Source organism: Burkholderia sp. 3C (genome assembly GCF_054589155.1).
Map to the genome: position 1 here is coordinate 140,799 of NZ_BAAILN010000096.1, position 21,459 is coordinate 162,257.

At 68.2% G+C, this 21,459-nt stretch carries 17 protein-coding genes, 1 pseudogene and 1 riboswitch; of the genes and pseudogenes, 14 read left to right on the forward strand and 4 right to left on the reverse strand.

The genetic code is table 11. From position 1 onward, the window contains the following. The first annotated feature begins 9 nt into the window (after positions 1–9). The 4 genes from ACYP33_RS20325 to ACYP33_RS20340 all read left to right on the forward strand — a co-directional run bounded on the left by ACYP33_RS20325 (position 10) and on the right by ACYP33_RS20340 (position 4,524). Positions 10–1,551 (forward strand): RAD55 family ATPase, encoded by a 1,542-nt coding sequence (locus ACYP33_RS20325; protein WP_414449072.1) that lies wholly within the window; start codon positions 10–12, stop codon positions 1,549–1,551. Between the two features lie 6 nt (positions 1,552–1,557). After that, positions 1,558–1,923 carry a response regulator gene (locus ACYP33_RS20330; protein WP_414440133.1) on the forward strand — a complete coding sequence of 122 codons (366 nt, stop codon included), beginning with the start codon at positions 1,558–1,560 and terminating at the stop codon, positions 1,921–1,923. Positions 1,924–2,267: 344 nt separating this feature from the next. Then, positions 2,268–2,852 (forward strand): biliverdin-producing heme oxygenase, encoded by a 585-nt coding sequence (locus ACYP33_RS20335; protein WP_459623630.1) that lies wholly within the window; start codon positions 2,268–2,270, stop codon positions 2,850–2,852. Between the two features lie 16 nt (positions 2,853–2,868). Beyond that, on the forward strand, positions 2,869–4,524 hold the full coding sequence (locus tag ACYP33_RS20340) for a PAS domain-containing sensor histidine kinase (protein ID WP_459623632.1): 1,656 nt from the start codon (positions 2,869–2,871) through the stop codon (positions 4,522–4,524). A gap of 67 nt (positions 4,525–4,591) precedes the next feature. Here the strand turns inward: ACYP33_RS20340 and ACYP33_RS20345 are convergent, their stop codons facing one another. Next, positions 4,592–5,032 carry a response regulator gene (locus ACYP33_RS20345; RefSeq protein ID WP_414440130.1) on the reverse strand — a complete coding sequence of 147 codons (441 nt, stop codon included), beginning with the start codon at positions 5,030–5,032 and terminating at the stop codon, positions 4,592–4,594. A gap of 67 nt (positions 5,033–5,099) precedes the next feature. Then, positions 5,100–7,457, reverse strand: a complete 2,358-nt coding sequence (locus ACYP33_RS20350; RefSeq protein ID WP_459623634.1) for an ATP-binding protein — start codon at positions 7,455–7,457, stop codon at positions 5,100–5,102. Positions 7,458–7,672: 215 nt separating this feature from the next. On the opposite strand from ACYP33_RS20350, the pseudogene ACYP33_RS20355 reads away from it, so the two are divergent. The 8 genes and pseudogenes from ACYP33_RS20355 to ACYP33_RS20390 form a co-directional block, all read left to right on the forward strand. Beyond that, positions 7,673–8,023 (forward strand): annotated as a pseudogene (locus ACYP33_RS20355) (transposase); the annotation flags it as partial. Between the two features lie 369 nt (positions 8,024–8,392). Further along, the gene (locus ACYP33_RS20360; protein WP_414449077.1) at positions 8,393–9,193 is read left to right on the forward strand and encodes a YkgJ family cysteine cluster protein; all 801 of its coding nucleotides are present in this window, start codon (positions 8,393–8,395) and stop codon (positions 9,191–9,193) included. Between the two features lie 292 nt (positions 9,194–9,485). After that, on the forward strand, positions 9,486–10,823 hold the full coding sequence (gene hmgA / locus ACYP33_RS20365; protein ID WP_414440127.1) for a homogentisate 1,2-dioxygenase: 1,338 nt from the start codon (positions 9,486–9,488) through the stop codon (positions 10,821–10,823). Next, entirely contained in the window at positions 10,820–12,175 is a 1,356-nt protein-coding gene (gene fahA / locus ACYP33_RS20370; RefSeq protein ID WP_459623636.1) for a fumarylacetoacetase, read from the forward strand. The genes hmgA and fahA overlap by 4 nt, the downstream gene beginning before the upstream one ends. Further along, positions 12,168–12,839, forward strand: a complete 672-nt coding sequence (gene maiA, locus ACYP33_RS20375; RefSeq protein ID WP_459623638.1) for a maleylacetoacetate isomerase — start codon at positions 12,168–12,170, stop codon at positions 12,837–12,839. Before fahA ends, maiA begins: the two co-directional genes overlap by 8 nt. A 237-nt stretch (positions 12,840–13,076) precedes the next feature. Next, positions 13,077–13,934, forward strand: a complete 858-nt coding sequence (locus ACYP33_RS20380) for an NmrA family NAD(P)-binding protein (protein WP_414449081.1) — start codon at positions 13,077–13,079, stop codon at positions 13,932–13,934. Positions 13,935–13,996: 62 nt separating this feature from the next. Beyond that, positions 13,997–14,767 carry an SDR family NAD(P)-dependent oxidoreductase gene (locus ACYP33_RS20385; RefSeq protein WP_459623641.1) on the forward strand — a complete coding sequence of 257 codons (771 nt, stop codon included), beginning with the start codon at positions 13,997–13,999 and terminating at the stop codon, positions 14,765–14,767. 77 nt (positions 14,768–14,844) lie between these two features. Beyond that, positions 14,845–14,952: riboswitch (yybP-ykoY riboswitch) on the forward strand. 140 nt (positions 14,953–15,092) lie between these two features. Further along, positions 15,093–16,085, forward strand: coding sequence for a sodium:calcium antiporter (locus ACYP33_RS20390; protein WP_414449082.1), 993 nt, complete (start codon positions 15,093–15,095; stop codon positions 16,083–16,085). An 85-nt stretch (positions 16,086–16,170) separates the two neighbouring features. Here ACYP33_RS20390 and ACYP33_RS20395 read toward each other — a convergent pair whose 3' ends face one another. Both ACYP33_RS20395 and ACYP33_RS20400 read right to left on the reverse strand, forming a co-directional pair. Beyond that, a complete protein-coding gene (locus tag ACYP33_RS20395; protein WP_459623643.1) occupies positions 16,171–17,268 on the reverse strand; it encodes an alpha/beta hydrolase in 1,098 nt (365 codons plus the stop codon). A 107-nt stretch (positions 17,269–17,375) separates the two neighbouring features. Next, on the reverse strand, positions 17,376–18,092 hold the full coding sequence (locus tag ACYP33_RS20400; RefSeq protein ID WP_459623644.1) for a flavin reductase family protein: 717 nt from the start codon (positions 18,090–18,092) through the stop codon (positions 17,376–17,378). A gap of 203 nt (positions 18,093–18,295) precedes the next feature. Between ACYP33_RS20400 and ACYP33_RS20405 the strand changes: the two genes are divergently transcribed. Both ACYP33_RS20405 and ACYP33_RS20410 read left to right on the forward strand, forming a co-directional pair. Beyond that, on the forward strand, positions 18,296–20,740 hold the full coding sequence (locus ACYP33_RS20405) for a TonB-dependent receptor (RefSeq protein ID WP_459623646.1): 2,445 nt from the start codon (positions 18,296–18,298) through the stop codon (positions 20,738–20,740). Positions 20,741–20,777: 37 nt separating this feature from the next. Beyond that, positions 20,778–21,458: a Fe2+-dependent dioxygenase gene (locus tag ACYP33_RS20410; RefSeq protein WP_414449085.1), complete on the forward strand. Its 681-nt coding sequence runs from the start codon at positions 20,778–20,780 to the stop codon at positions 21,456–21,458. Position 21,459 lies beyond the last annotated feature (1 nt).

Here is a 21,459-nt window from a genome sequence, read left to right on the forward strand (position 1 = left end):
CGACTGAACATGATCCAGGACGAATCCGAGCCGCAACATCCGGCGCCCGACCCACAATCGAGCACGCCGTCCGGGGCGCTCGCACCGCGCGGCATGGGGCTGCCCGAGAACGTGGAGACGGGCGTGCCGGGGCTCGACGAGATCCTCGGCGGCGGCCTGGTGCGTGGCGGCCTTTACCTGATCGAAGGCATGGCCGGCGCGGGCAAGACCATCCTGTCGAGCCAGATCGGTTTCCACCGCGTCAAGCGCGGCGAGCGCGTGCTCTACATGACGCTGATCGCCGAATCGCACGACAAGCTGCTCGGCCACCTGAACGGGCTCGAATTCTTCGACCCGGCCGCCGTCGCCCAGCAGATGATGTTCGTGTCGGGCTATCACGAGCTGATGAAGGACGGCCTCGACGGCTTCCTGAAGCTGATCGCGTCCAGCCTCACGCATTACCGCCCGGGCCTGCTGATCATCGACGGCTTCCGCAGCGCGCGCGAATTCAGCGAAACCGAGCTGTCGCTGTCGAAGTTCATCCACGAGCTCAACGCGCTGGTGGCGGCCATGGGCTGCACCACGCTGCTGCTCGCGCCGCTGTCCGGCAACGAGCCGCACCCCGAACACACGCTGGTGGACGGCCTGATCGAACTGAACCGCTACAGCGACGGCATGCGCCGCGCGCGCGAGATCGAAGTGCACAAGATGCGCGCGCGCAATCACATGCTCGGCAAGCATTTCTTCCGCATCACCGGCCGCGGCCACGCGATGTATCCGCGCCTGGAGGCGCGCTACGCGAATCTCGAGGACGAACGCGACCTGAGCCAGCGGCTCGGCACCGGCCTGCCACACCTCGATCACCTGCTCGGCGGCGGCTTCGTGCGCGGCTCGACCACCACGCTGATCGGCCCGGCCGGCGTCGGCAAGACGCTGCTCGCGCTGCAGTTCCTGCAGGCCGGCGTCGAACGCGGCGAGAAGGTGGTGTACCTGGGCTTCTACGAATCGCCGCAGCGGCTGGTGGGCAAGGCCGAAACGGTCGGCATCCGGCTGCGCGAGGGCTTCGCGGACGGGCGGCTGATCATGCAGTGGCAGCCGGCCGTCGAACTCGAAGTGGACGAACTGGCCGCCACCACGCTCGATCTGATCCGCAGCTCGGGCGCGGATCGGCTCGTGATCGACGGCATGGAAGGCTTCCGCGATTCGGCGCTGCGGCCCGCGCGCTTCGGGTTGTTCCTGAACGCGTTCACGCACGCGCTGCGCGATTCGGGCATCACCACGCTGCTGACCGAGGAACTGCCGCTCTATGCGGACCCGGCGCACGGCAAGGGCATGCGGCTGTCGGCGCTGACCGAGAACCTGATCCTGCTGCGCTACGTGGAGGCCGACGGCCGCCTGCGCCGCATGGTGTCGGTGGTCAAGCAGCGCGAGAGCGCGCACGACACCTCGCTGCGCGAACTGATCATTACCTCCGATGGCCTCGACGTCACGCCGAACGCGATCGGCGCGTCGGGCCTGCTGTCGTCGCAAGGGTTGACGACCATGCTGCACCGGCCGATGACGGATGGCTAGCCGGCGATGAAAACCATCCTGGTCGTGGACGACGAGTTCGACATGCTGACCGTGTGGCGTCTGCTGCTGGAGCAATGCGGCTACGCGGTCGTCACGGCGTCGAACGGTGCGATCGCGCTCGACCGCATCCGCGAAACCGTGCCGGATCTGATCGTCACCGATTACATGATGCCGGTGATGTCGGGCGTCGAACTGTGCGCGGCGCTGGCGGGCGATCCGCGCTGGCAGGCGATCCCGGTGATCTTCTGCAGCGCGGCGCTCGATTTCCCGCTGGCCCACAATCCGACGATCGACTACGCGCGCAAGCCGTTGGCGTTCGACACGCTGCACGCGATGATCAAGCGGCGTCTCGGCGAGGATGGGGCAGGTTGAGCCGCCGCCAAAGGGCGAGCTTCGCAGGTGATTAAAACGTGCGCCGCCGGCATGAGCGTGAGATAGTCGCGCTGGTGTCGGCGGCGCGCCGCGCCAGGTGCGCTGACCGATTCATCCGCCGCGTTTCATGCCGCTCGCGGCGGAGTTCAACCGAGGAACCGATTCCGATGCCGGACGAATCCCGATTGGCCGATGCCGCCGCAGCATCGCCGTCCCCCGCCATGGCCGGGAGCGCGGCAGCGCCTGCCGCCGATACCGCTCGCGCGCTGTCAGCCGCCGGTCGTGCTTCCGCATCGTCCGCTTCCGCCGGTTCCGCCGGTTCCGCCGCTTCCGCCATCCCCCCCGTGCTGGCCGGCTTGCGCGACGCGACCGGCGAGCAGCACGAACAACTCCACCACCTGATGCCGCTGTCGGCGCAATCGGCCGACCTGCGCGACTACCTCGCGCATCTGCTGGTGTTGCGCGCCTGGCTCGCGCCGCTCGAACCGTGGCTCGCCGCGTGCGGCGACGGCGCCGCCGCGCATCCGGCGGCCTTGCCGCCCGTGAGCCGCGTCGCGCTGATCGACGCCGATCTGGCCGCCGCGCCGCACCACGCCGTGCCGCCCGGCCCGGCCGCGGTTGCGCCGTGGTGGCCGGCCGGCGCGAGCAGCGCCTACCGCTGGGGCGTCAGCTATGTGATCGAGGGTTCGCAGATGGGCGGCGCGGTGCTGTACCAGCGCCTGCACGAGCGGCTCGCGCCGCATCCGCTCGGCTTCCTCGCGACCGGCCGCCACGGCTTGTCGGCGCGCTGGAAGGCGTTCGTGCGCAGCCTGGCCGCGGAAGTGGCGACGCCGGCCCAGATCGCCGATGCGTGCCGCGGCGCGAGCGATGCGTTCGATCGCCTGGTGGGCCTGGCCGGTGCGCATCGCGTAGCCACCGTGGCGGCGTGAGGCGGGCTGCACGACCATGAACGATTTCCGCGCCGACGCCCTCGGCCCTTCACATGGCATCGCCGCCCTGAGCGCGGCGGCCGCCGCCTTCGATTGCCTGCCCGAAGCCTATCTGATCGTCAACGCGCGGCACGAGGTGGTGCTGGCGAACCGCCGCTATCTGGAGTTGCTCGGCGTGTCGCTCGACGCGGTGGTTGGCCTGCACATCCACGATATCAACCAGTTCGGCACGGCCGCGCAGCGCGAGGCGCGTCGCGAATGGCTCGACGACGCCCTGCAGGCGCCGCCGGGTCGCGAATCGTCATGGTCGCCGGTGTTCCGCTACGAGATGCCGATGCCGTCCGAAGGCGGCGAGCCGGCGCAGGTGCCGCGCTACTGGCGCATCAAGACCACGCCGCTGGTATCGGCCGATTCGGTGCTGACCGGCGCGATGGCGGTGCTCGTCAGCGAGGCCACCGATCACGTGGCCGAGTACGAGCGCGATCAGCGCGAGCGCGCCAAGCTGCGCTCGCAGGCGCAGTTGCGCCAGGTGGTGGCCGACGAGGCGCGCGCCCAGTTGCGCGAGCACCAGGAACGGCTCGAGATCGCGATGGCGTTCTCGCAGGTCGGCGCGTGGGAGCTGGAGCCGCTGACCGGCCGCATCGAATGCACGGACCAGTGCCGCACCAATCTCGGTGTGGCGCTGGACGAGGCGCTCACGCGCGATCGCTGGTTCGACGAGATCGTCCATCCCGACGACCGCGCCCGCCTGCACGCGGCGATGACGCAGGCGTTCGACGCGCACGGCCAGTTCGAGGTGGATTTCCGGGTGGGCTGGCGGGTCGGCGCGCCGCGCTGGATTCTCGTGCGCGGCGTGGCCCGTTATCACGGCAACGGCGTGCTCAGTTCGGTGCTCGGTTTCACGCTCGATATCACCGACCGCAAGCAGGCCGAACTCGAAAGCCAGGCCACGGCGGCGGCCGAGAAGCGCGCGCGCGAGGAAAGCGAACGCATGGCCACCGCGATGGATCACTTCATCACGACGGTCAGCCACGAGTTGCGCTCGCCGCTCAATGCGATCCTGACCTGGTGCGAACTGATGCGGCGCTCGCCCGAGCCGTCGCTGGTGGCGCGCGCGGGCGAGGTGATCAACCGCAACGGCCGCCAGCTCGCGCACATGGTGGACGACCTGCTCGACAGCGGCGCGATCGTGACCGGCAAGCTGTCGGTGTTCCCGCGCCCGGTCGATCTCGGTGCGCTGGCCGGTATCGTGATCGAGGACATGCGGGTGATGATCGAGGCGAAGGGGCTGACGCTGCTCGCCGACCGCCTGATGCCGGCCACCGTGATGGCCGACGAACACCGCATGAAGCAGATCGTCTGGAACCTGCTGACCAATGCCGTGAAGTTCACGCAGGAAGGCACCATCGAGGTGTCGATCGCGTACGTGGGCGATCAGGTGGAGTTGGTGGTGAGCGACACCGGCCGCGGGATCGAGGCCGGCATGCACGAGCGCGTATTCGAGCGCTTCCAGCAATCCACCGTCGACGGCGGCGGCCGCGTTGCCGGGCTGGGCCTCGGCCTGTGGCTGGCGCGCAATCTGATGGACCGGCAGGGCGGCGAGATCGTCGCCGAGAGCGACGGGCCGGCGCAAGGCGCGACGTTCCGTGTGCGCCTGCCGAAGTTCGTCTGACCGGGGTGGCCGGCAAGGGCTGCCGCAAAGCGGCGACGCGAGGCGCGGCAGGCCTCGCGCGGCGGCGTCAGCGTTGCTGGTAGGGCGGCGGTTCGTTCAGCACCGCCCAGAACATGCCGAGATCGTTGATCGCGGCCATGAAATCGTCGAACGCCACCGGCTTGACGACATAGGCATTCACGCCGAGATCGTAGCTGCGCAGCAGATCCTGCTCTTCCCGCGACGACGTGAGCATCACCACCGGAATGTGGCGCAGGCTGGCGTCGCCGCGCACGCTCTTGAGCACTTCGTGCCCGTCGATCTTCGGCAGCTTCTTGTCGAGCAGGATCACGGCCGGACTCTGGTCGGGCCGATCGGCCCACTTGCCTTCGCGGCGCAGGAACTGCAGCGCTTGCTCGCCGTCCCGCACCGAAACCACGGGGTTCGCGAGCCGCGTCTTTTCGAGCGCGATCATCGTCAGTTCGATGTCGTCAGGGTTGTCTTCCACCAGAAGAATCGGTCTTAACACACTTGCTCCGTTACTTGAATTGCCGATGCCGGGATGAGGCCCGCATCGGGCTGTCGTGCGATACGCGTTATTTCTGATCTTTCGGCACCGGTTTCGAACGTCGCGCCGGTGCCAGCGCTTCGAGCCGGGCGGCGGCGCTGTTCGCGCTTTCCTCGAATTCCGTCTCCGAGCCGGCAAACACCCGCGGCAATGAAAACGAGATCGTCGCGCCCTGTTCGAGCTCGCCGTGCGCCCATACCTGGCCGCCGTGTCGCTCGACGATCCGTTTCACCGAAGCAAGACCGATGCCTGTGCCGTCGAATTCGTCGACATGGTGCAGCCGCTGGAACACGCCGAACAGCTTGTCGACATAGCGCATGTCAAAGCCCACGCCGTTGTCGCTGACGAAGAACACGTCCTGCCCGGCCAGTTCGTGTTGGCCCGCGTAGCGTCCGATTTCGATGCGCGCGGGGGTGCGAGAGGCGGAGAATTTTACAGCGTTCTCCACCAAATTACGCAGTACCAGGTGGATCAGCACCGGGTCGGCCATCACCGCGCCGAGCGCGCCGGCCTGCCAGACGATGCTGCGCGGGGCGGCGTCCTTGTCGGCGTCGGCCATCAGCGTGGCCAGCATCGCGTCGAGATCCACGCGCTGCGGGCGCAGCGCCGAGCGGCCCATGCGCGAGAACGACAGCAGGTCGTCCACCAGCTTGCCGCCCACCCGCGCCGAGTTGACGATCCGATCGACGAAGTGCCGGCCGCGCTCGGACAGGTTCGCCATCTCCATTTCCTGCAGGAGATCGGCGAACCCGACGATATGGCGCAGCGGCGCGCGCAGGTCGTGCGAGACGGTGTACGAGAAGCCTTCGAGTTCCTGGTTGGCGCGGCCCAGTTCGAGCGCCAGCTCGGCCAGTTCCTCGGCGCGGCGCAGCACGATGCCGAGCAGCGCGGCGCGGAAATCGAGCGCGATCTCGCGTTCGGCCGGCCGCCACGGCGGGGAGAAGCCGCGCACGGTGTCGGTCCACACGTCGAAGCTCTTGCGCGGCGACAGCGAATCGGCCATCGGCGCGAGCTTCTCGCGCGGGTCGCCGGCCCATTTGATGGTCTTCACCACCTCGGGCCGGAACCACACGATGTAGTTGCGGAACAGGCGCGAGATCGACACGGCCAGCGCGCCCGCGTAATCGGGGCTGGCCTCGATCACCGGCACGTCGCGGGCGAGGTTGTCGGTCCAGAACACTTCCTCGATCTGGGTGTCGAGCCATTTGACCAGCTCGCCCACCTGCGCCTCCGGCGGCGTGACGCCGGCCAGCACCACGCGGCCCTCGAACACGATCGCCACGCCCGCCGCATGCGTGAGCTTGAGCAGGTCGCTCGGGTCGGCGGCCAGCGCGTCGACGAAGCTTTCCGTATCGGCCATCGAGGCCAGCAGCCGCGCCAGCATGTGCCGCAGGTCGAGCCGCAGTTCGGCCTCGGCGTGATCCTCCTTGGCCTCGATCTGCAGCGACAGCACCTGCGCGATGTGCTCGCAGGCCGTGCGCACCTCGAACGGCGGCACGCGCGCGATTTCGTGGTGGCACGAGATCAGCCCCCACAGCTTGCCGCGCACGACGATCGACATCGACATCGACGAATACGTGCGCATGTTCTTCATGTACTGCACGTGCACCGGCGAGACGCTGCGCAGCGACGCGTAGGTCAGGTCGGTGGGGCGGCCCGTCGACGGATGAAGCGGCGGCACCAGCGGCACCGGCCGGTAATCGGCGTCGGCGATCAGGCGGATGCGGTTGCGCACGTACAGCGCGCGCGCCTGCGAGGGGATGTCGGAGGCCGGGAAGTGCTGATCGGCGTACGACGCGTAGCCCGGCTCGATGCGCTCGGCCAGCACGTGGCCGTTGCCCTGCTCGTCGAAGTTGTAGACCAGCGTGCGGCCGAAGCCCGTGATGCGCTGCACTTCGCTGGCGGCCAGATCGGCCAGGCCGGCGGTGGTCTGCACGTCCTGCAACTGGTTGATGAACGTGCGCACCAGCGGATACATCGACGAGAACACCTCGGTGGTGCCGCGCGCGGGCTCCAGTTCGACGATCGCGAGGCCATCGTGGCGGTGCACGATGATCGCGAACGGCGACGGGCGGGGGCGGCCGGTGCGCGGGTCGTCCATCGAGCCGACGTAGAGCGGCAGGCCGTTCGGATCGTGCTCGTGCAGCGCGGCGAGGATGGCGGCCGCCCAGGTTGCGCCGACGAAGCTCGCTAGCGGGCGGCCGGGCAGCGCGTCGGGCGTGCCGCCCACCAGTTCGACGGCGTTTTCGCTGGCCTGCAGGACGCGGCCAGCGTCGTCGATCGACAGGAGGAACCCGTGCGGCTGGATGCCGCCGGGGATGTGAATGGGTTCGCGTGCGCAGTCGGCGTCGTTCGCATCGAAAACAGACGGGATCGGGGCTGCCATGGGCTCTCCGGGCTGGGGTGTCGGCATTTTCGCACAGCGGGCGGGTGCGCTGCGGCTGGGAGCCGCGCCGGGCGGGGCGGGCGAGGCGCCGCGTGCGATCACAGAATGCCCGCCGCACGGGCCTGCCGATCTTGCGCGTGGACCGGATTTACAGGACAGACAAGGGCAGGGTGGCTCGCTTTAATGAGCACCGAGAATCCCAATCCGAGAGAGCCATGAACGAAGCGATGCCGACGCTTGACGACGCGCTGTGGTCGATGATCCAGCCTCTGATTCCCCCGGCCAAGGCGCGTCGCACGCGCTACCCGGGCCGCAAGCCGCTGGGGGATCGTGCCGTGATGGCCGGCATCCTGTACGTGCTCGAAACCGGCATTCCGTGGGGGCAACTGCCGCAGGAGATGGGCTTCGGCTCGGGCATGAGCTGCTGGCGGCGCTTGCGCGACTGGCAGCAGGCCGGCGTGTGGGCCCAGATCCACGCCGTGCTGATGGGCCAGATGCGCTCGGCGGCGCGTGTGGATTGGTCGCGCGTGCAGATCGAATCGCGGCCGAAGCGCGCGGCCGGGGCCGAGGTGCGCGCCGCCGTGATCGCGGCGGCCGAAGCGGGTGCCCCGCAGATCGGTTTCGGCGTGCAGCCGGCCGGCGCGGCCTGCCCGCCGCCGCCGATCTCGGCGCTGGCGCCGGTCTCGGCTCCGATCTCCGCGCCCGCTCCGGTGCCGGCGCCCGTGCTGGCCGTCCAGCCCGCGCCGCGCGTGGTCCAGCCGCAACGCGGCGCCCCCGAGGCCGGTTGAGCGCCGCAGCGCGAGGCGCGTAGTTTCGGCGGCCGTTCAGGGGCCAATCAAGGGCCACACGCGGCCGCCCGAAACTCGCTATAGTTCGTCGCCAGAATCAGGCCGCATTCGACACGACAGCGGCCGACGCGACGAACGAGGTCCCCGTTGAGCGATATCCCGTTTCATTGCACGTCGTGCGGCAATTGCTGCCACGACCTGCGCCTGCCCGTCACGCCCGCCGAAGCCCGCACCTGGCTCGAACGCGGCGGCCGCGTCGACATCCTCTGCGAAGCCGTGCCCTGGCTCGCCGAACCCGAACCCGACAACGCCTTCGGCCATTACAAGCGCGACCGCAGCTTTGCCGCCGCGAGCGGTTCGCTGCCGATTCGCGTGGACATGACGCTGGCCGCCTCGTTCTCCGGCCCTTGCCCGAACCTCGACGACGCCATGCGCTGCACGGCCTACGAGATCCGGCCGATGGTGTGCCGCGTGTATCCGGCCGAGATGAATCCGTTCATTCCGCTGGTGCCCGCCAACAAGGGCTGCCCGCCCGAGGCGTGGGCATCGACGCAGCCGCTGATCGCCGGCGGCGTGATCGTCGAGGCCTCCGCGCGCGAGGCCGCCGAGCGCAGCCGTGTCGAGCAGGCGCGCGCCGCGCCGGCCAAGCGGGCGATTTGCGAGGCGCTCGGCATCGGCCAGGCGTCGGTGTCGAACGAGGGCTTCCTGATCCTGTCGCCGGAGCCGGCGCGCTTGCTCGACGTGCTGCACGCGCTGCCGGCCGACATGATCGAGCCGGGCGAGCCGAACGAGGCCGCCGCCGACACGCTGTCGTCCACCGACTGGACGCTCGTGACCAACCGCCAGCAGACCGTCGACGCGCTCGCGCAGGTCGGCGCGAGCGGTGCGCTCGACCGCGCGCAGCCGCCCGGCGCGTTTCTCTACTTCGGGATGTTCGACGCGTCCTGAGCATCGCCGGGCCGCCGTCGTGGCGGCCTGGCTCCCTTGATTCCCTGCCGGCGGGGCGTTCGCTTCGCTGCCACGCTTTTCGGTTTTCTGCTCGTCTTCCCGTTCTTCCAGCGCGCCTCGCGCCACGGCCCGCGCACGCCCATTGCTCCCCGTTCGCGAGGCGATCCCGCGACACGCGCTCGCCCACCGTCTACGGGTAAACGCAGATTAATTTATGCGTAATGAGTTATACAATGCGTAAAAATTTGCTGAGGCGAGCGCATGTCGCGTGTCGCCGGACCGGAGATCGAACATGACCTTGGACTTGAGCCGACCGGGCGAAACCGGCTACCAGCCCGGCTTCGCGAACCACTTCGCGACCGAGGCGCTGCCGGGCGCGCTGCCCGAAGGGCGCAACTCGCCGCAGCGCGCGCCATACGGCCTGTATGCCGAGCAGTTGTCGGGTACGGCGTTCACCGCGCCGCGCGCCCACAACCGCCGTAGCTGGCTGTACCGGATTCGCCCGGCCGCCGTGCATCTGCCGTTCGAGCCGCTGGAGCGTGCGCGCGCGCTCGTCTCGGAGTTCGCGGCCGATTCGGCCGACGTGCCGCCCACGCCGCCGAACCAGTTGCGCTGGGACCCGCTGCCGATGCCGGCCGAGCCGACCGATTTCATCGACGGCTGGGTGACGATGGCCGGCAACGGCTCGGCCGCCGCGATGAACGGCTGCGCGATCCACGTGTACGCCGCGAACCGCTCGATGCAGGACCGCTTCTTCTACAGCGCCGACGGCGAGCTGCTGATCGTGCCGCAGCAGGGCCGCCTGTTCATCGCCACCGAGCTGGGCCGGATCGACGTCGAGCCGCAGCAGGTCGCGCTGATTCCGCGCGGCGTGCGCTTCACCGTGGTGCTGCCGGACGGCGAGGCGCGCGGTTATATCTGCGAGAACTTCGGGCAGGCGCTGCAATTGCCCGACCTCGGCCCGATCGGCTCGAACGGCCTGGCCAACCCGCGCGATTTCGAAACGCCGCACGCCGCCTACGAGGATCGCGAAGGCGCATTCGAACTGGTGGCCAAGCTCAACGGCCGGCTCTGGCGCGCGAAGATCGGCCATTCGCCGCTCGACGTGGTGGCCTGGCACGGCAACTACGCGCCGTGCCGATACGACCTGCGCCGCTTCAACACGATCGGCTCGATCAGCTTCGATCACCCCGATCCGTCGATCTTCCTGGTGCTGCAGGCGCCGAGCGACACGCCGGGCGTCGACACTCTCGATTTCGTGATCTTCCCGCCGCGCTGGCTGGCGGCCGAGGACACGTTCCGCCCGCCCTGGTTCCACCGCAACGTCGCGAGCGAGTTCATGGGCCTGGTGCACGGCGCGTACGACGCCAAGGCCGACGGCTTCGTGCCGGGCGGCGCGAGCCTGCACAACTGCATGTCGGGGCATGGGCCGGATGCGGGCACGTTCGAGAAAGCTTCGGCATCCGATACATCGACGCCGCACAAGGTGGGCGACACGATGGCCTTCATGTTCGAGACGCGCACGCTGATCCGCCCGACGCGCTTCGCGCTCGATACCTCGCAATTGCAGGCGAACTACTACCGCTGCTGGCAAGACCTCACGAAACACTTCAACCCGGAGCAACGATGACCGCCGTAACCGACCTCAACGACACGCTCGCGCCCTCGCTGCGCAGTTGGCTCGATTCGGCGAACGACGCCGGTTGCGATTTCCCGATCCAGAACCTGCCGTTCGGCATCTTCAGCGACGCGAAATCGGCGCAGCCGCGCGCGGGCGTGGCGCTCGGCGACGCGATCGTCGACCTGAGCGCGCTGGCGCAGGCCGGCCTGCTCGCGGTGCCCGGCGCGGATGCGCACACGGTGTTCGACGCACCCGCGCTGAACGCCTTCATCGCGCTCGGCCGCGAGGCGTGGCGCGCGGTGCGCGTGCAACTGAGCGCGCTGTTCGAGCGCGACAACCCGCGACTGCGCGACGACGCGGCGCTGCGCGAGCGCGTGCTGGCGCGCATGGATGGCGCGACGCTGCATCTGCCGGTCGAGATTCCGGGCTATACCGATTTCTATTCGTCGAAGGAACACGCCACCAACATCGGCTCGATGTTTCGTGATCCGAAGAATGCGCTGTTGCCCAACTGGTCGGAAATGCCGATCGGCTACAACGGCCGCGCCTCGTCGGTGGTGGTCAGCGGCACGCCGGTGCGGCGCCCGCTCGGCCAGTTGAAGCTGCCCGACCAGGCGCGTCCGGTGTTCGGCGCATGCCGCCGGCTCGACATCGAACTCGAAACGGGCTTCGTGATCGGCCAGGCCACCGCGCTCGGCGAGCCGGTGGCCTGCGAGCAGGCCGAGTCGCACATCTTCGGCATGGTGCTGCTCAACGACTGGAGCGCGCGCGACATCCAGCAATGGGAATACGTGCCGCTCGGGCCGTTCAATTCGAAGACGTTCGCCACCACCATCTCGCCGTGGATCGTCACGCTCGACGCGCTGGAGCCGTTCCGCGTCGCGCAGCCGGAGCAGGAGCCCCAGCCGCTGCCGTATCTGCGCCACGCGGGCGAGCACGGCTTCGACATTCGCCTCGACGTGCTGCTGCAACCGGAAGGCGCGAGCGAGGCCACCGTCATCAGCCGCACCAACTTCCGGCACATGTACTGGACGATGGCGCAGCAGCTCGCGCATCACACCGTGTCGGGCTGCAATACGCGCGTGGGCGACCTGATGGGCTCGGGCACCATCAGCGGGCCGCAGAAGGATGCGTTCGGCAGCCTGCTGGAGCTGACCTGGGGCGGCAAGGAACCGCTCGCGCTGAACGGCGGCGGCACGCGCAGCTTCATCGAGGACGGCGATACGCTGACGCTCGCCGGCCATTGCCAGGGAGATGGCTACCGGATCGGCTTCGGGCCGTGCGTCGGCACGATCCTGCCGGCGCTCGCGGGCATTCCGGGCGGCATCGAACTGGCCGGCGGGGAGCGCGGCGATGGCTGATCTCACGCTGCATACGTATTTCCGCAGCTCGGCGTCGTATCGCGTGCGCATCGCGCTGAACCTGAAGGGGCTGGACGCCGCGCAGGCGCCCGTGCATCTGCTGCGCGGCGGCGGCGAGCAACTGGGCGAGGCCTATCGTGCGATCCATCCCGACGGCCTCGTGCCCGCGCTGATCGACGGCGATGCGCCGCCGCTCGTGCAGTCGCTCGCCATCGTCGAGTATCTCGACGAGTGCTGGCCCGAGCCGCCGCTGCTGCCCGCCGCGCCGGCCGATCGCGCGTTCGTGCGCTCGGTGGCCTTGCAGGTGGCCTGCGAGATCCATCCGGTCAACAACCTGCGCGTGCTGGCGTATCTGAAGGGCACGCTCGGCGTGAGCGACGCGCAGAAAAGCGCGTGGTACGCGCATTGGATCGAGACGGGTTTCGCGTCGCTCGAACGGCGGCTGGCGGCCGATTCGCGCGTGGGCCGATGCGTGTTCGGCGACACGCCGGGGCTGGCCGACCTGTGCCTCGTGCCGCAAATCTGGAATGCGAAACGTTTTGCCGTGCCGCTCGATGCGTATCCCACGCTGATGCGCTTGTACGCGCACGCGTCGGCCTTGCCCGCGTTCGCCGCGGCCGAGCCGTCGGTGCAGCCCGATGCGGAGCCGCCGCCCGCGCGTTGACGGGCGATTCGCGGCAGCCTTGCCACGCGGCGCGATGCTTCGGCTCGCGCCGTTTTTGCATTCGACAGTTACGGGTGCCGTTCTCCTCCACTCGTGACGCCGAGTCATCGATGTCCTGACGGCGCGGCCATTCGTCGGCGCGCGGGCGCGGCGTACGCTTCGGTCGGTCGCATGCAGCACGCCTCGCGTGCCATGCGCTCCCAGGCAAAAACGTTCAGTGATCCGGAGGGTTGAACCATGTATGCAGTGACTGGCATCAGCGGCAAGGTGGGTGGCGAAGTGGCGCGTACGCTGCTGGCGGCGGGGCAACCGGTGCGCGCCGTGCTGCGCGACGCGTCCAAGGCGGCGCGCTGGGCGGCGCTCGGTTGCGAGATCGCGATCGCCGAGATCGGCGACGCGGCCTCGATGACGCGCGCGTTCAGCGGCGCCACGGGCGTGTTCCTGATGACGCCGTCGAACTTCGATCCCGCGCCGGGCTTTCCGGATACGGTGGCGAACAGCGTGGCGGTGCGCGAGGCGATCGAAGCGACGCGGCCCGGCAAGGTGGTGTTTCTTTCGACGGTCGGCGCGCATGTCGAGGAGCCGAACCTGCTCAACAATTCGAAGCTGACCGAAGCGATGCTGCGCACGCTGAGCGTGCCGGTGGGCATGTTGCGCGCGGGATGGTTCATGGAAAACGCGTCCTGGGATGTGGAGGCTGCGCGCGCGGGCGTGGTGCCGTCGTTCCTGCAGCCGCTCGATCACCCCATTCCGATGGTGGCGACGGCCGACATCGGCCGCCATGCCGCGAGCATGCTGCGCGAGCATTGGGACGGCGTGCGCATCGTCGAACTCGAAGGCCCGCGCCGCTACAGCGCCGACGACATCGGCGCCGGCTTCGCGGCCGCGCTTGGGCATGCCGTGCGGATGGAGCCGGTGCCGCGCGATACGTGGGACGCGCTGTTCCGCTCGCAGGGCATGCAGCATCCGCTGCCGCGCATGCGGATGGTGGACGGCTTCAACGAAGGCTGGATCGATTTCGAGGGCGCGGGCTGCGAGCATCGCGTGGGCGAAATCGAACTCGACACCGTGCTGGCGGGCCTGGTGGCGCGCTGAACCGCGCGGCACGGCATCGCTCGGAATCCGTTATGTTGAACGCCTTCGCTCAAGGAGCCGCCATGAAACGCATCTTCATCACCGGGTCGGCCGACGGGCTCGGCCTGATGGCCGCGCAATTGCTGGCCGACCAGGGGCATCGCGTCGTGCTGCATGCCCGCAACGCCGTGCGCGCCGACGAGGCGCGCCGGCAATGCCCGGCCGCCGAGGCCGTGGTAACGGGCGATGTCGCCACGCTCGACGCGATGCGCGAGGTGGCCGAGCAGGCCAATGCGCTGGGCCGCTTCGACGCGGTGATCCACAACGTGGCCGTCGGCTATCGCGAGCCGCGCGTGGAGACCGCCGACGGCTTGCCGCACGTGTTCGCCGTCAACGTGCTGGCGCCGTATGTGCTCACCGCGCTGATGCAGCGCCCGCAGCGGCTCGTGTATCTGAGTTCGGGCATGCATCACGGCACGCGCGCCGCGCTCGACGATCTGGACTGGACGCGGCGGCGCTGGGCCGGTGCGCAGGCCTACGCGGAGAGCAAGCTCTACGACGCGCTGCTCGCCTTCGCGGTGGCGCGCCGTTGGCCCGAGGTGCTGTCGAACGCGCTGGAGCCGGGCTGGGTGCCGACGCGCATGGGCGGCGCCGGCGCGCCCGACGATCTCGATCAGGCGCATCGCACGCAGGCGTGGCTGGCTGCCGGCGACGACGCGAACGCGCGCGTCAGCGGGCAGTATTTCTTCCATCGCAAGCTGCGCCGGCCCGATCCGGCCACGCACGATACCGCCTTGCAGGCCGCGCTGCTCGACGCGTGCGAGCGTTTGTCGGGCATCGCATTGCCCGATTGAATGCCGTGTTTTGTGGGGCGATTGTTCAGTCCTGCCGCCTGAAGAATTTGGACTGTCACAATCATCGGCTAGAATAGCGGCCTGTCTTAGGGGAGTAGTCTGCTTTGCCGCCCCGGCAAAGCGCCGACGTCAACATAATTGACCTGAACCGGTCATGGCGTCGGCAGCCGTGTGTCCCACGGCCTGGCGAGACCTATGACGTTCCTTCCTCCCGGGCCGGGCTGGAAGGCAGCGTCATGGTTGCGTCGCCTGGCCCGTGGAGATAACAACAGATGTCCCTCAATCCCTCCTGCCGTGGTGTCGTCTTCGTTGCGGGGTACCCGCGATGATCCTGACGTTCGTCCTGTTGCTGGCCGCGGCCGGCATCATCTACTTTTCCTGCGAAACCTTCGTCAATGGCGTGGAATGGCTCGGCCAGAAGCTGAACCTGACGCAGACGGCCACCGGCACGATTCTGGCCGCGTTCGGCACCGCCTTGCCCGAGAGCGTCGTCACGCTGGTGGCCGTGGCGTTCGGCGATTCGCCGGCCACCAAGGAGATCGGCGTGGGCGCCGCGATTGGCGGGCCGCTCGCGCTGAGTACCGTGGCCTATGCCGTGGTCGGCGTCTCGCTGCTCGCGGTGGCGAAACGCCTGGGCCGCGCGAGCGAGGTGCAGGCCAATACCGCGCAATTGCGCCGCGACCAGCTGTGGTTCCTGGCGATCTTCGTCGTGAAGATCGGCGTGGGCCTCGTGGTGTTCCAGTACAAGCCGCTGCTCGGCATCGGCTTTCTCGCGGCCTACGCCGTGTATTGCTGGCGCGAACTGACGGCCGACGGCGATGGGGGGGACCATGGCGAACTCGAACCGCTGATGCTGCGTCCGCGCTCGGACAATCCGGCGCTCGGTTGGGTGCTGCTGCAGACGCTGGGCGCGCTGGTGGTGATCTTTGCCGCGTCGCATCTGTTCGTCAATCAGATCGAGGCGGTGGGGCCGTGGCTCGGCATGAGCCCGCAATTGACGGCGCTGCTGTTCAGCCCGATCGCCACCGAGCTGCCTGAAATCATGAACGCGGTGATCTGGGTGCGGCAGGGCAAGGAGCGGCTCGCGCTGGCCAACATCAGCGGCGCGATGATGATCCAGGCGACGATCCCCACCGCGTTCGGCGTGTTCTTCACGCCGTGGCATCTGGCGACGCCGTCGGTCCTGGCCGCGGTGATGACGGCCATCGCGATCATCTATCTGCAGTTCGTGTTTCGTGCCACGCACATCAATAGCCGCCGGCTGACCTGGGTCGGGGCGTTGTATGCGGTGTTTGCGGGCTTGTTGATCGTGATGTGATGGGTCGTGACGCCGGGTCGCCGCGCGCCGAGGGGGGCGGGCGGGGGCCTGGCGGTAGGGGGCATGGCATTACGCCCCCATCCCCTCACCGCCGTTCCAAAACCGCCTCACTACATCCCGGCTTGTCGAACAACGCCGCCATCCCGCAGGCCGACGCATATATCCGCCAGCTCGAATGCGCGACGCCGCGTGCTTCGATCACATGCTGGCGCGTTTGCGGATCGAGCATGTGGATATAGGCGTCGTACGCCCGCCCGCGATCGAAGCGCGTGAGGCCTTGCGCGTCGGCCTCGCAGTTGTGTCCGACCGAGTCCTCGTCCGGCGAGTTGTCGGCGGTGCCGAGCAGGTACACGACGTCGCGCTGCAAATAGCGGGCTTGCGCCGCCTCGGCCGTGGCCGGCGCGCCCGCGTAGGGCGGCACGCCGGTGCGCAGCCCGTAGTTCCAGCGCTCGAACGTCTGGCATCGCTTCGCGTCGAACGGCGCAAAGGCACCGTTGCGATCGGGCCGTACATCGGTGAAATACAGGTAGGTGGCGGGGTTGGCGACCACGTAGCGGATCGCGATCGGTTCGCCGCCGAGATCGGCCTCGCCCCGCCCGAGCGCCGCATAGCGCTGCACATACTGCCCGCCCGCCGAGTGCCCGGCCAGCACGATCAAGCGCAGGTTCGGGAACAGCGCCCGGTTGGCGAGCCGCTTGAAAATCTCGTCGACGACCTCGAATGAACTGATCGCGACCGGGCCGGTGGACAACTGGGCGCGCGGCCAGTCATCTTCGCGCCAGCGGAGCATCGTGTCCGGCAGGTGATGCGCGGCGATATCCTTCGCAGTCAGAAATTGTGGGGTGATCAGCATCGCGTCGCGTGCATCGGGGCCGGCGAGTCGGGCCGCGTGCTCGCCCGAGGTCAGATCGCGGCGTGGCCATCCCGGTATCACAATGACCGCGCGCGTGATGTCGGTCTGCGGCCGGGTCCAGTCGCGCGACACCGCGATCGGCACCTGTACCGCGCCGGACGGCGTGGCGAGTTCCAGCCGCTCGGGCTGCACGATCGGCACGGGGCTGTACACGACATCGCGTTCGCGCATGACCGGCGCCGCGGCTGGTGGATCGGCCTGCGCCGCCACCGCCGACATCGCGGCCAACATCAGAGACCATGCATAGATGAGTGTTCGTTGCAGACGCACGCGCCATCTCCTCGGTTTTCGTTGATCTTGTTCATCAGGAAACGAAGCGGGAGACGGTTGCGTTGACCGGGCGCGGCTCCCGAACTCCGGCCAAGATTTACGGCGTATTACACGCGTCGCGCCACCCGCTTCTCCCCCCGCGCCCGATCGACATCCGCGCTGCGATACATGCGCTCCGGAATCTCCCCGAGCCGCGACCCATGCACCTGCCGCAGCTGCAATCCATAGAACTTCTGAAAGTTCATGATGAGCGGCGACCAGCGGTCGGGATCGATGCGATTCGGGTCGCCGTCGACCAGCAGGTCGGGATGCACATGCACGCGGGTAATTCGGACTTCGAACAAGCTGATGAAGCCACGCGTTTCGGGGTTGTCGTCGCCGATGCCATGCGTGGCCGCGAGCACGGCTTCGAGCTGGATCGGACATTCGAGCGCGCGCGGCGGCTTGACGGTTTCCGAGGCAATCGGCGTCATGCCGGCCCGCCCGAACTTGTCGGCCTCGTGCTCGTAGCCCATCGCGCGCCTGAATTCGGGCATCGGGTTGGAGCCGGTGGTGCGGGCGATCGCGTCGACGGCGCCCACTTCGGCCGGCGACGGCAGGTTCAGCACGCACTCGCCGGTGCGGATCAGGTTCTCGGGCGTTTTTGATGAGGCGGCGAGGCCGAGCACGGCGCGCCAGCCGAGCCAGAAGCACGACGACATCGGCGCGAGGTTCGCCGAGCCGTCTTCGTTCGCGGTGCTGATCAATACCACGGGCGTGCCGAGATAGAGGATGGACGGCTCGCTCGCGACGTGCGGGGCGATCGGTTCACGGGGAGAGTGCATGGCGATTCCTTTGGGGTGGAGAAGAACAGTGCCCCCATCGTGACCGACACGAATGCGCCCGACGCCCCGATTCTTGCGCTCGCACTACGCCCTCGAAATCCTTTCATGTTTATTTCGTTAGTCTTAACGAATCGTTGACATTCCCCTCCCTAGAATCCGTATCGCAAACAACAATCATTTGTATTTACAGCGAAGGGATAAGCATGTTGTCGTATCGGGGAAGGGGGAAGCGTCCGTCGGGGCTGCTGACGGGCATGCTGGGCGCGACGCTCGGCATCGCGATGATCTCGGGCGCGCAGGCCCAGGCGCAGGCGGTTGCGGAGCCGGGCGGTGTGGCCAACACGGCGGCGCCCACGGCCAAAGCCGCGCAATCTGCCCACGCGGCCCAAGCGACTCAAGCGGCCCAACCCGCCACCTCACCCACCGCCGCGCTGCCGGCCGTTTCCGTGCACGAATCGCGTTCGTCCTACCAGACCGAATTCGTCCGTTCCGAACAGTTCACGCAGCCGATCCTCGACATGGCGCAGAGCGTGGCCGTGATCCCGAAGAAGGTGCTCGACGAGCAGCAGGCGCAGAGCCTGCAGGAAGTCCTGCGCAACGTGCCGGGCATCACGTTCACCTCGGGCGAGGGCAATCTCGGCTGGGGCGACATGTTCACGATCCGGGGCTTTTCGTCCGAACAGAGCTTCACGGCGGACGGCATTCGCGATGCGGGCCTGGCGAGCCGCATGGACACCTTCAACACCGAGAGCGTCGAGGTGTTCAAGGGCACCGGCTCGATCGAATCGGGCGTGGCGGCGCCGGGCGGCAGCGTCAACCTGATCACCAAGGAAGCGCACCTGGGCGACGCCTACCATTTGCAGGGATCGCTTGGCAGTGCGAGCTATCGGCGCGTCACGGCCGACCTCAACAAGCAGCTCGATGACACCACGGCGCTGCGGCTGAACCTGATGCGCCACAGCAACGACGTGGACGGCCGGGCGGTCACGAACTACGACCGCTGGGGCGTGGCGGGCTCGCTGGCGATGGGGCTGGGCACGCCCACCACGGTCACGATCGACTACCTGCACCAGCACGACGACAACGTGCCCGACGGCGGCATTCCGATCCAGCGCGGCACGGGCGGCGCGCCGATGCCGGGCGTCGCGCGCAACGCCTGGTACGGCGACCCGAACCTGTACACGGACCGCACCGAAACCAACCGCGTGACGGTGAAGGCGGCGCACGACGTCAACGACAACGTGCGCATCTCCAACATCACGCGCTGGGAGCAGACGGACCGTGTAACGGTGCTCGCGCCGGCCCGCTTCAACAGCACGGCCGGCACCTCGCTCGGCTACGTGGGCACCGGCCCGCTGATCACGAGCGGCGCGGGCGTGCAGTCGTACAGCGGCTACGCGCTCGATCCGAACATGAACGGGCTGGCCGTGATGCGTGGCAACAACTACGGCACCTCGAAGCGCTACGACATCGTTGCGAACGAAACCAACCTGAACCTGTCGTTCGACACGTGCCATATCCATCACGACGTGGTGGCGGGCGCGGAGTTCTATCACGAGCGCTATGGCGACCTCACACGCACCGTGCTCGGGCCGGCGACCAACCCGGTGATGTCGTTGAGCAATTCGTACGGCACCAGCATGGGCGCGGTGCCGACCGTGGAAAGCGGTGCGGGCGATTACTCGGCGGTGACGGACGGCGGCGTGTACTTGCGCGATACGGTCACGCTCACGCCGAAATGGATCGTCGACGGCGCGATTCGCTACGACCGCTTCTCGGTCAAGCAGGTGAACGGCGCGGCCAACGCGCATACCGTCGCGCGCAGCAACGACGGCGCCTGGAGCGGCCGCGCCGGCATCACCTACAAGCCGGTGCCGTTCGGCAGCCTGTATGCGTCGTACAGCCAGGCCACGCAGCCGTCGGCGGTGGGCGGCACCACCAACAACGTGATCTACGGCGACACCACCAGCCAGAGCGTCAAGCCGGCCACGGCCAAGACCTGGGAAGTGGGCACCAAGTGGGACCTGTTCGATCGCCGCCTGTCGCTCACGGGCGCGCTGTTCCGCACCGAACTGAGCGATTCGTGGGACTACGGCGACAGCACCACCACCGTGGTGCGCCAGTTGCCGCCGAAGCGCGTGGACGGCATCGAACTCGGCATGTCCGGCAACATCACCGACAAATGGTCGGCGTTCGCGGGCTTCGCCGGCATGCGCGGGCGCATCACGAAGGGCGCGAACGAGGGCGCGCGGCCCGGCAACGTGCCGAACGCCACGTTCAACCTGTGGACGTCGTACCAGCTCACGCCGAAGTTCGGCGTGAGCTACGGCGTGCAGTATGTCGGCACGCGCCGCTACACCGACAACGCCTATGTTGGCGGCCAGAACAACACCAGCAGCACGGTGAACGGCGCGAACGGCAAGCATCCGGTGTACGTGGCCGACAACGAGAAGGCCCCGGCGTTCTGGCTGCACTCGCTGGCCGCGCGCTACGACGTGAACAAGCATCTGACGGTCAGCCTCAACGTGCAGAATTTATTCAACAAGTTCTACTATTCGGCGATCGGCGCGTCGCTCGACGGTTATCAGATCTACGGCGTGCCCGGCGCGGGCCGCACGGTGCTGATGACGGCCGACGTGAAGTTCTAGGCATGGGCGCCATGCAGCCGCATACGGGAGAGCAATCATGATGGTGGAAGTGCCGGGCGTGTTCAGCCCGGAAGAAGCGGCGGCGATCGCGGCGCGGCTGCGCGCGGCCGATTGGGTGGACGGGCGCGTCACGGCCGGCGTGCAATCGCAGCGCGTGAAGGACAACCGCCAGTTGTCCGGCGACGATCCGCTCGCGCGCGAAGTGGGCGACGAGATCATTCGGCGGCTCGCGCAGCACGCGGTGTTCATGTCGGCCGCGCTGCCGAAGAAGATCTACCCGCCGTTGTTCAACCGCTATGCGGGCGGCGAAGCGTTCGGATTCCATATCGATAACGCCGTGCGCGGCATCCGCGAATCGCGCGAGCGCGTGCGCACCGACCTGTCGGCGACGCTGTTCCTTTGCGAGCCGGATACGTATGACGGCGGCGAACTGGTCGTGCGCGACACGTTCGGCGAACAGCGCGTCAAGCTCAAGGCCGGCGACATGATCCTGTATCCGGGGTCGAGCGTGCATCGCGTCGCGCCGGTCACGCGTGGCGAACGGCTGGCGTCGTTCTTCTGGATCGAAAGCCTGGTGCGCGAGGATGCGCAGCGCAGCCTGCTGCTGGAGATGGACGTGGCGATTCAGCGGCTCACGCAGCAAGGCGCCGACGAAGCCTCGCTGCTGCAACTGACGGGCAGTTATCACAACCTGCTGCGGATGTGGGCCGACGTCTGAG

Coding starts and splice junctions, on each gene's coding strand:
- ACYP33_RS20350 (WP_459623634.1), bottom strand. CDS start 7,457: ATGGCAGCCCCGATCCCGTCTGTTTTCGATGCGAACGACGCCGACTGC.
- ACYP33_RS20340 (WP_459623632.1), top strand. CDS start 2,869: ATGAACGATTTCCGCGCCGACGCCCTCGGCCCTTCACATGGCATCGCC.
- ACYP33_RS20390 (WP_414449082.1), top strand. CDS start 15,093: ATGATCCTGACGTTCGTCCTGTTGCTGGCCGCGGCCGGCATCATCTAC.
- ACYP33_RS20385 (WP_459623641.1), top strand. CDS start 13,997: ATGAAACGCATCTTCATCACCGGGTCGGCCGACGGGCTCGGCCTGATG.
- maiA (WP_459623638.1), top strand. CDS start 12,168: ATGGCTGATCTCACGCTGCATACGTATTTCCGCAGCTCGGCGTCGTAT.
- ACYP33_RS20405 (WP_459623646.1), top strand. CDS start 18,296: ATGTTGTCGTATCGGGGAAGGGGGAAGCGTCCGTCGGGGCTGCTGACG.
- ACYP33_RS20400 (WP_459623644.1), bottom strand. CDS start 18,092: ATGCACTCTCCCCGTGAACCGATCGCCCCGCACGTCGCGAGCGAGCCG.
- ACYP33_RS20325 (WP_414449072.1), top strand. CDS start 10: ATGATCCAGGACGAATCCGAGCCGCAACATCCGGCGCCCGACCCACAA.
- fahA (WP_459623636.1), top strand. CDS start 10,820: ATGACCGCCGTAACCGACCTCAACGACACGCTCGCGCCCTCGCTGCGC.
- hmgA (WP_414440127.1), top strand. CDS start 9,486: ATGACCTTGGACTTGAGCCGACCGGGCGAAACCGGCTACCAGCCCGGC.
- ACYP33_RS20330 (WP_414440133.1), top strand. CDS start 1,558: ATGAAAACCATCCTGGTCGTGGACGACGAGTTCGACATGCTGACCGTG.
- ACYP33_RS20380 (WP_414449081.1), top strand. CDS start 13,077: ATGTATGCAGTGACTGGCATCAGCGGCAAGGTGGGTGGCGAAGTGGCG.
- ACYP33_RS20410 (WP_414449085.1), top strand. CDS start 20,778: ATGATGGTGGAAGTGCCGGGCGTGTTCAGCCCGGAAGAAGCGGCGGCG.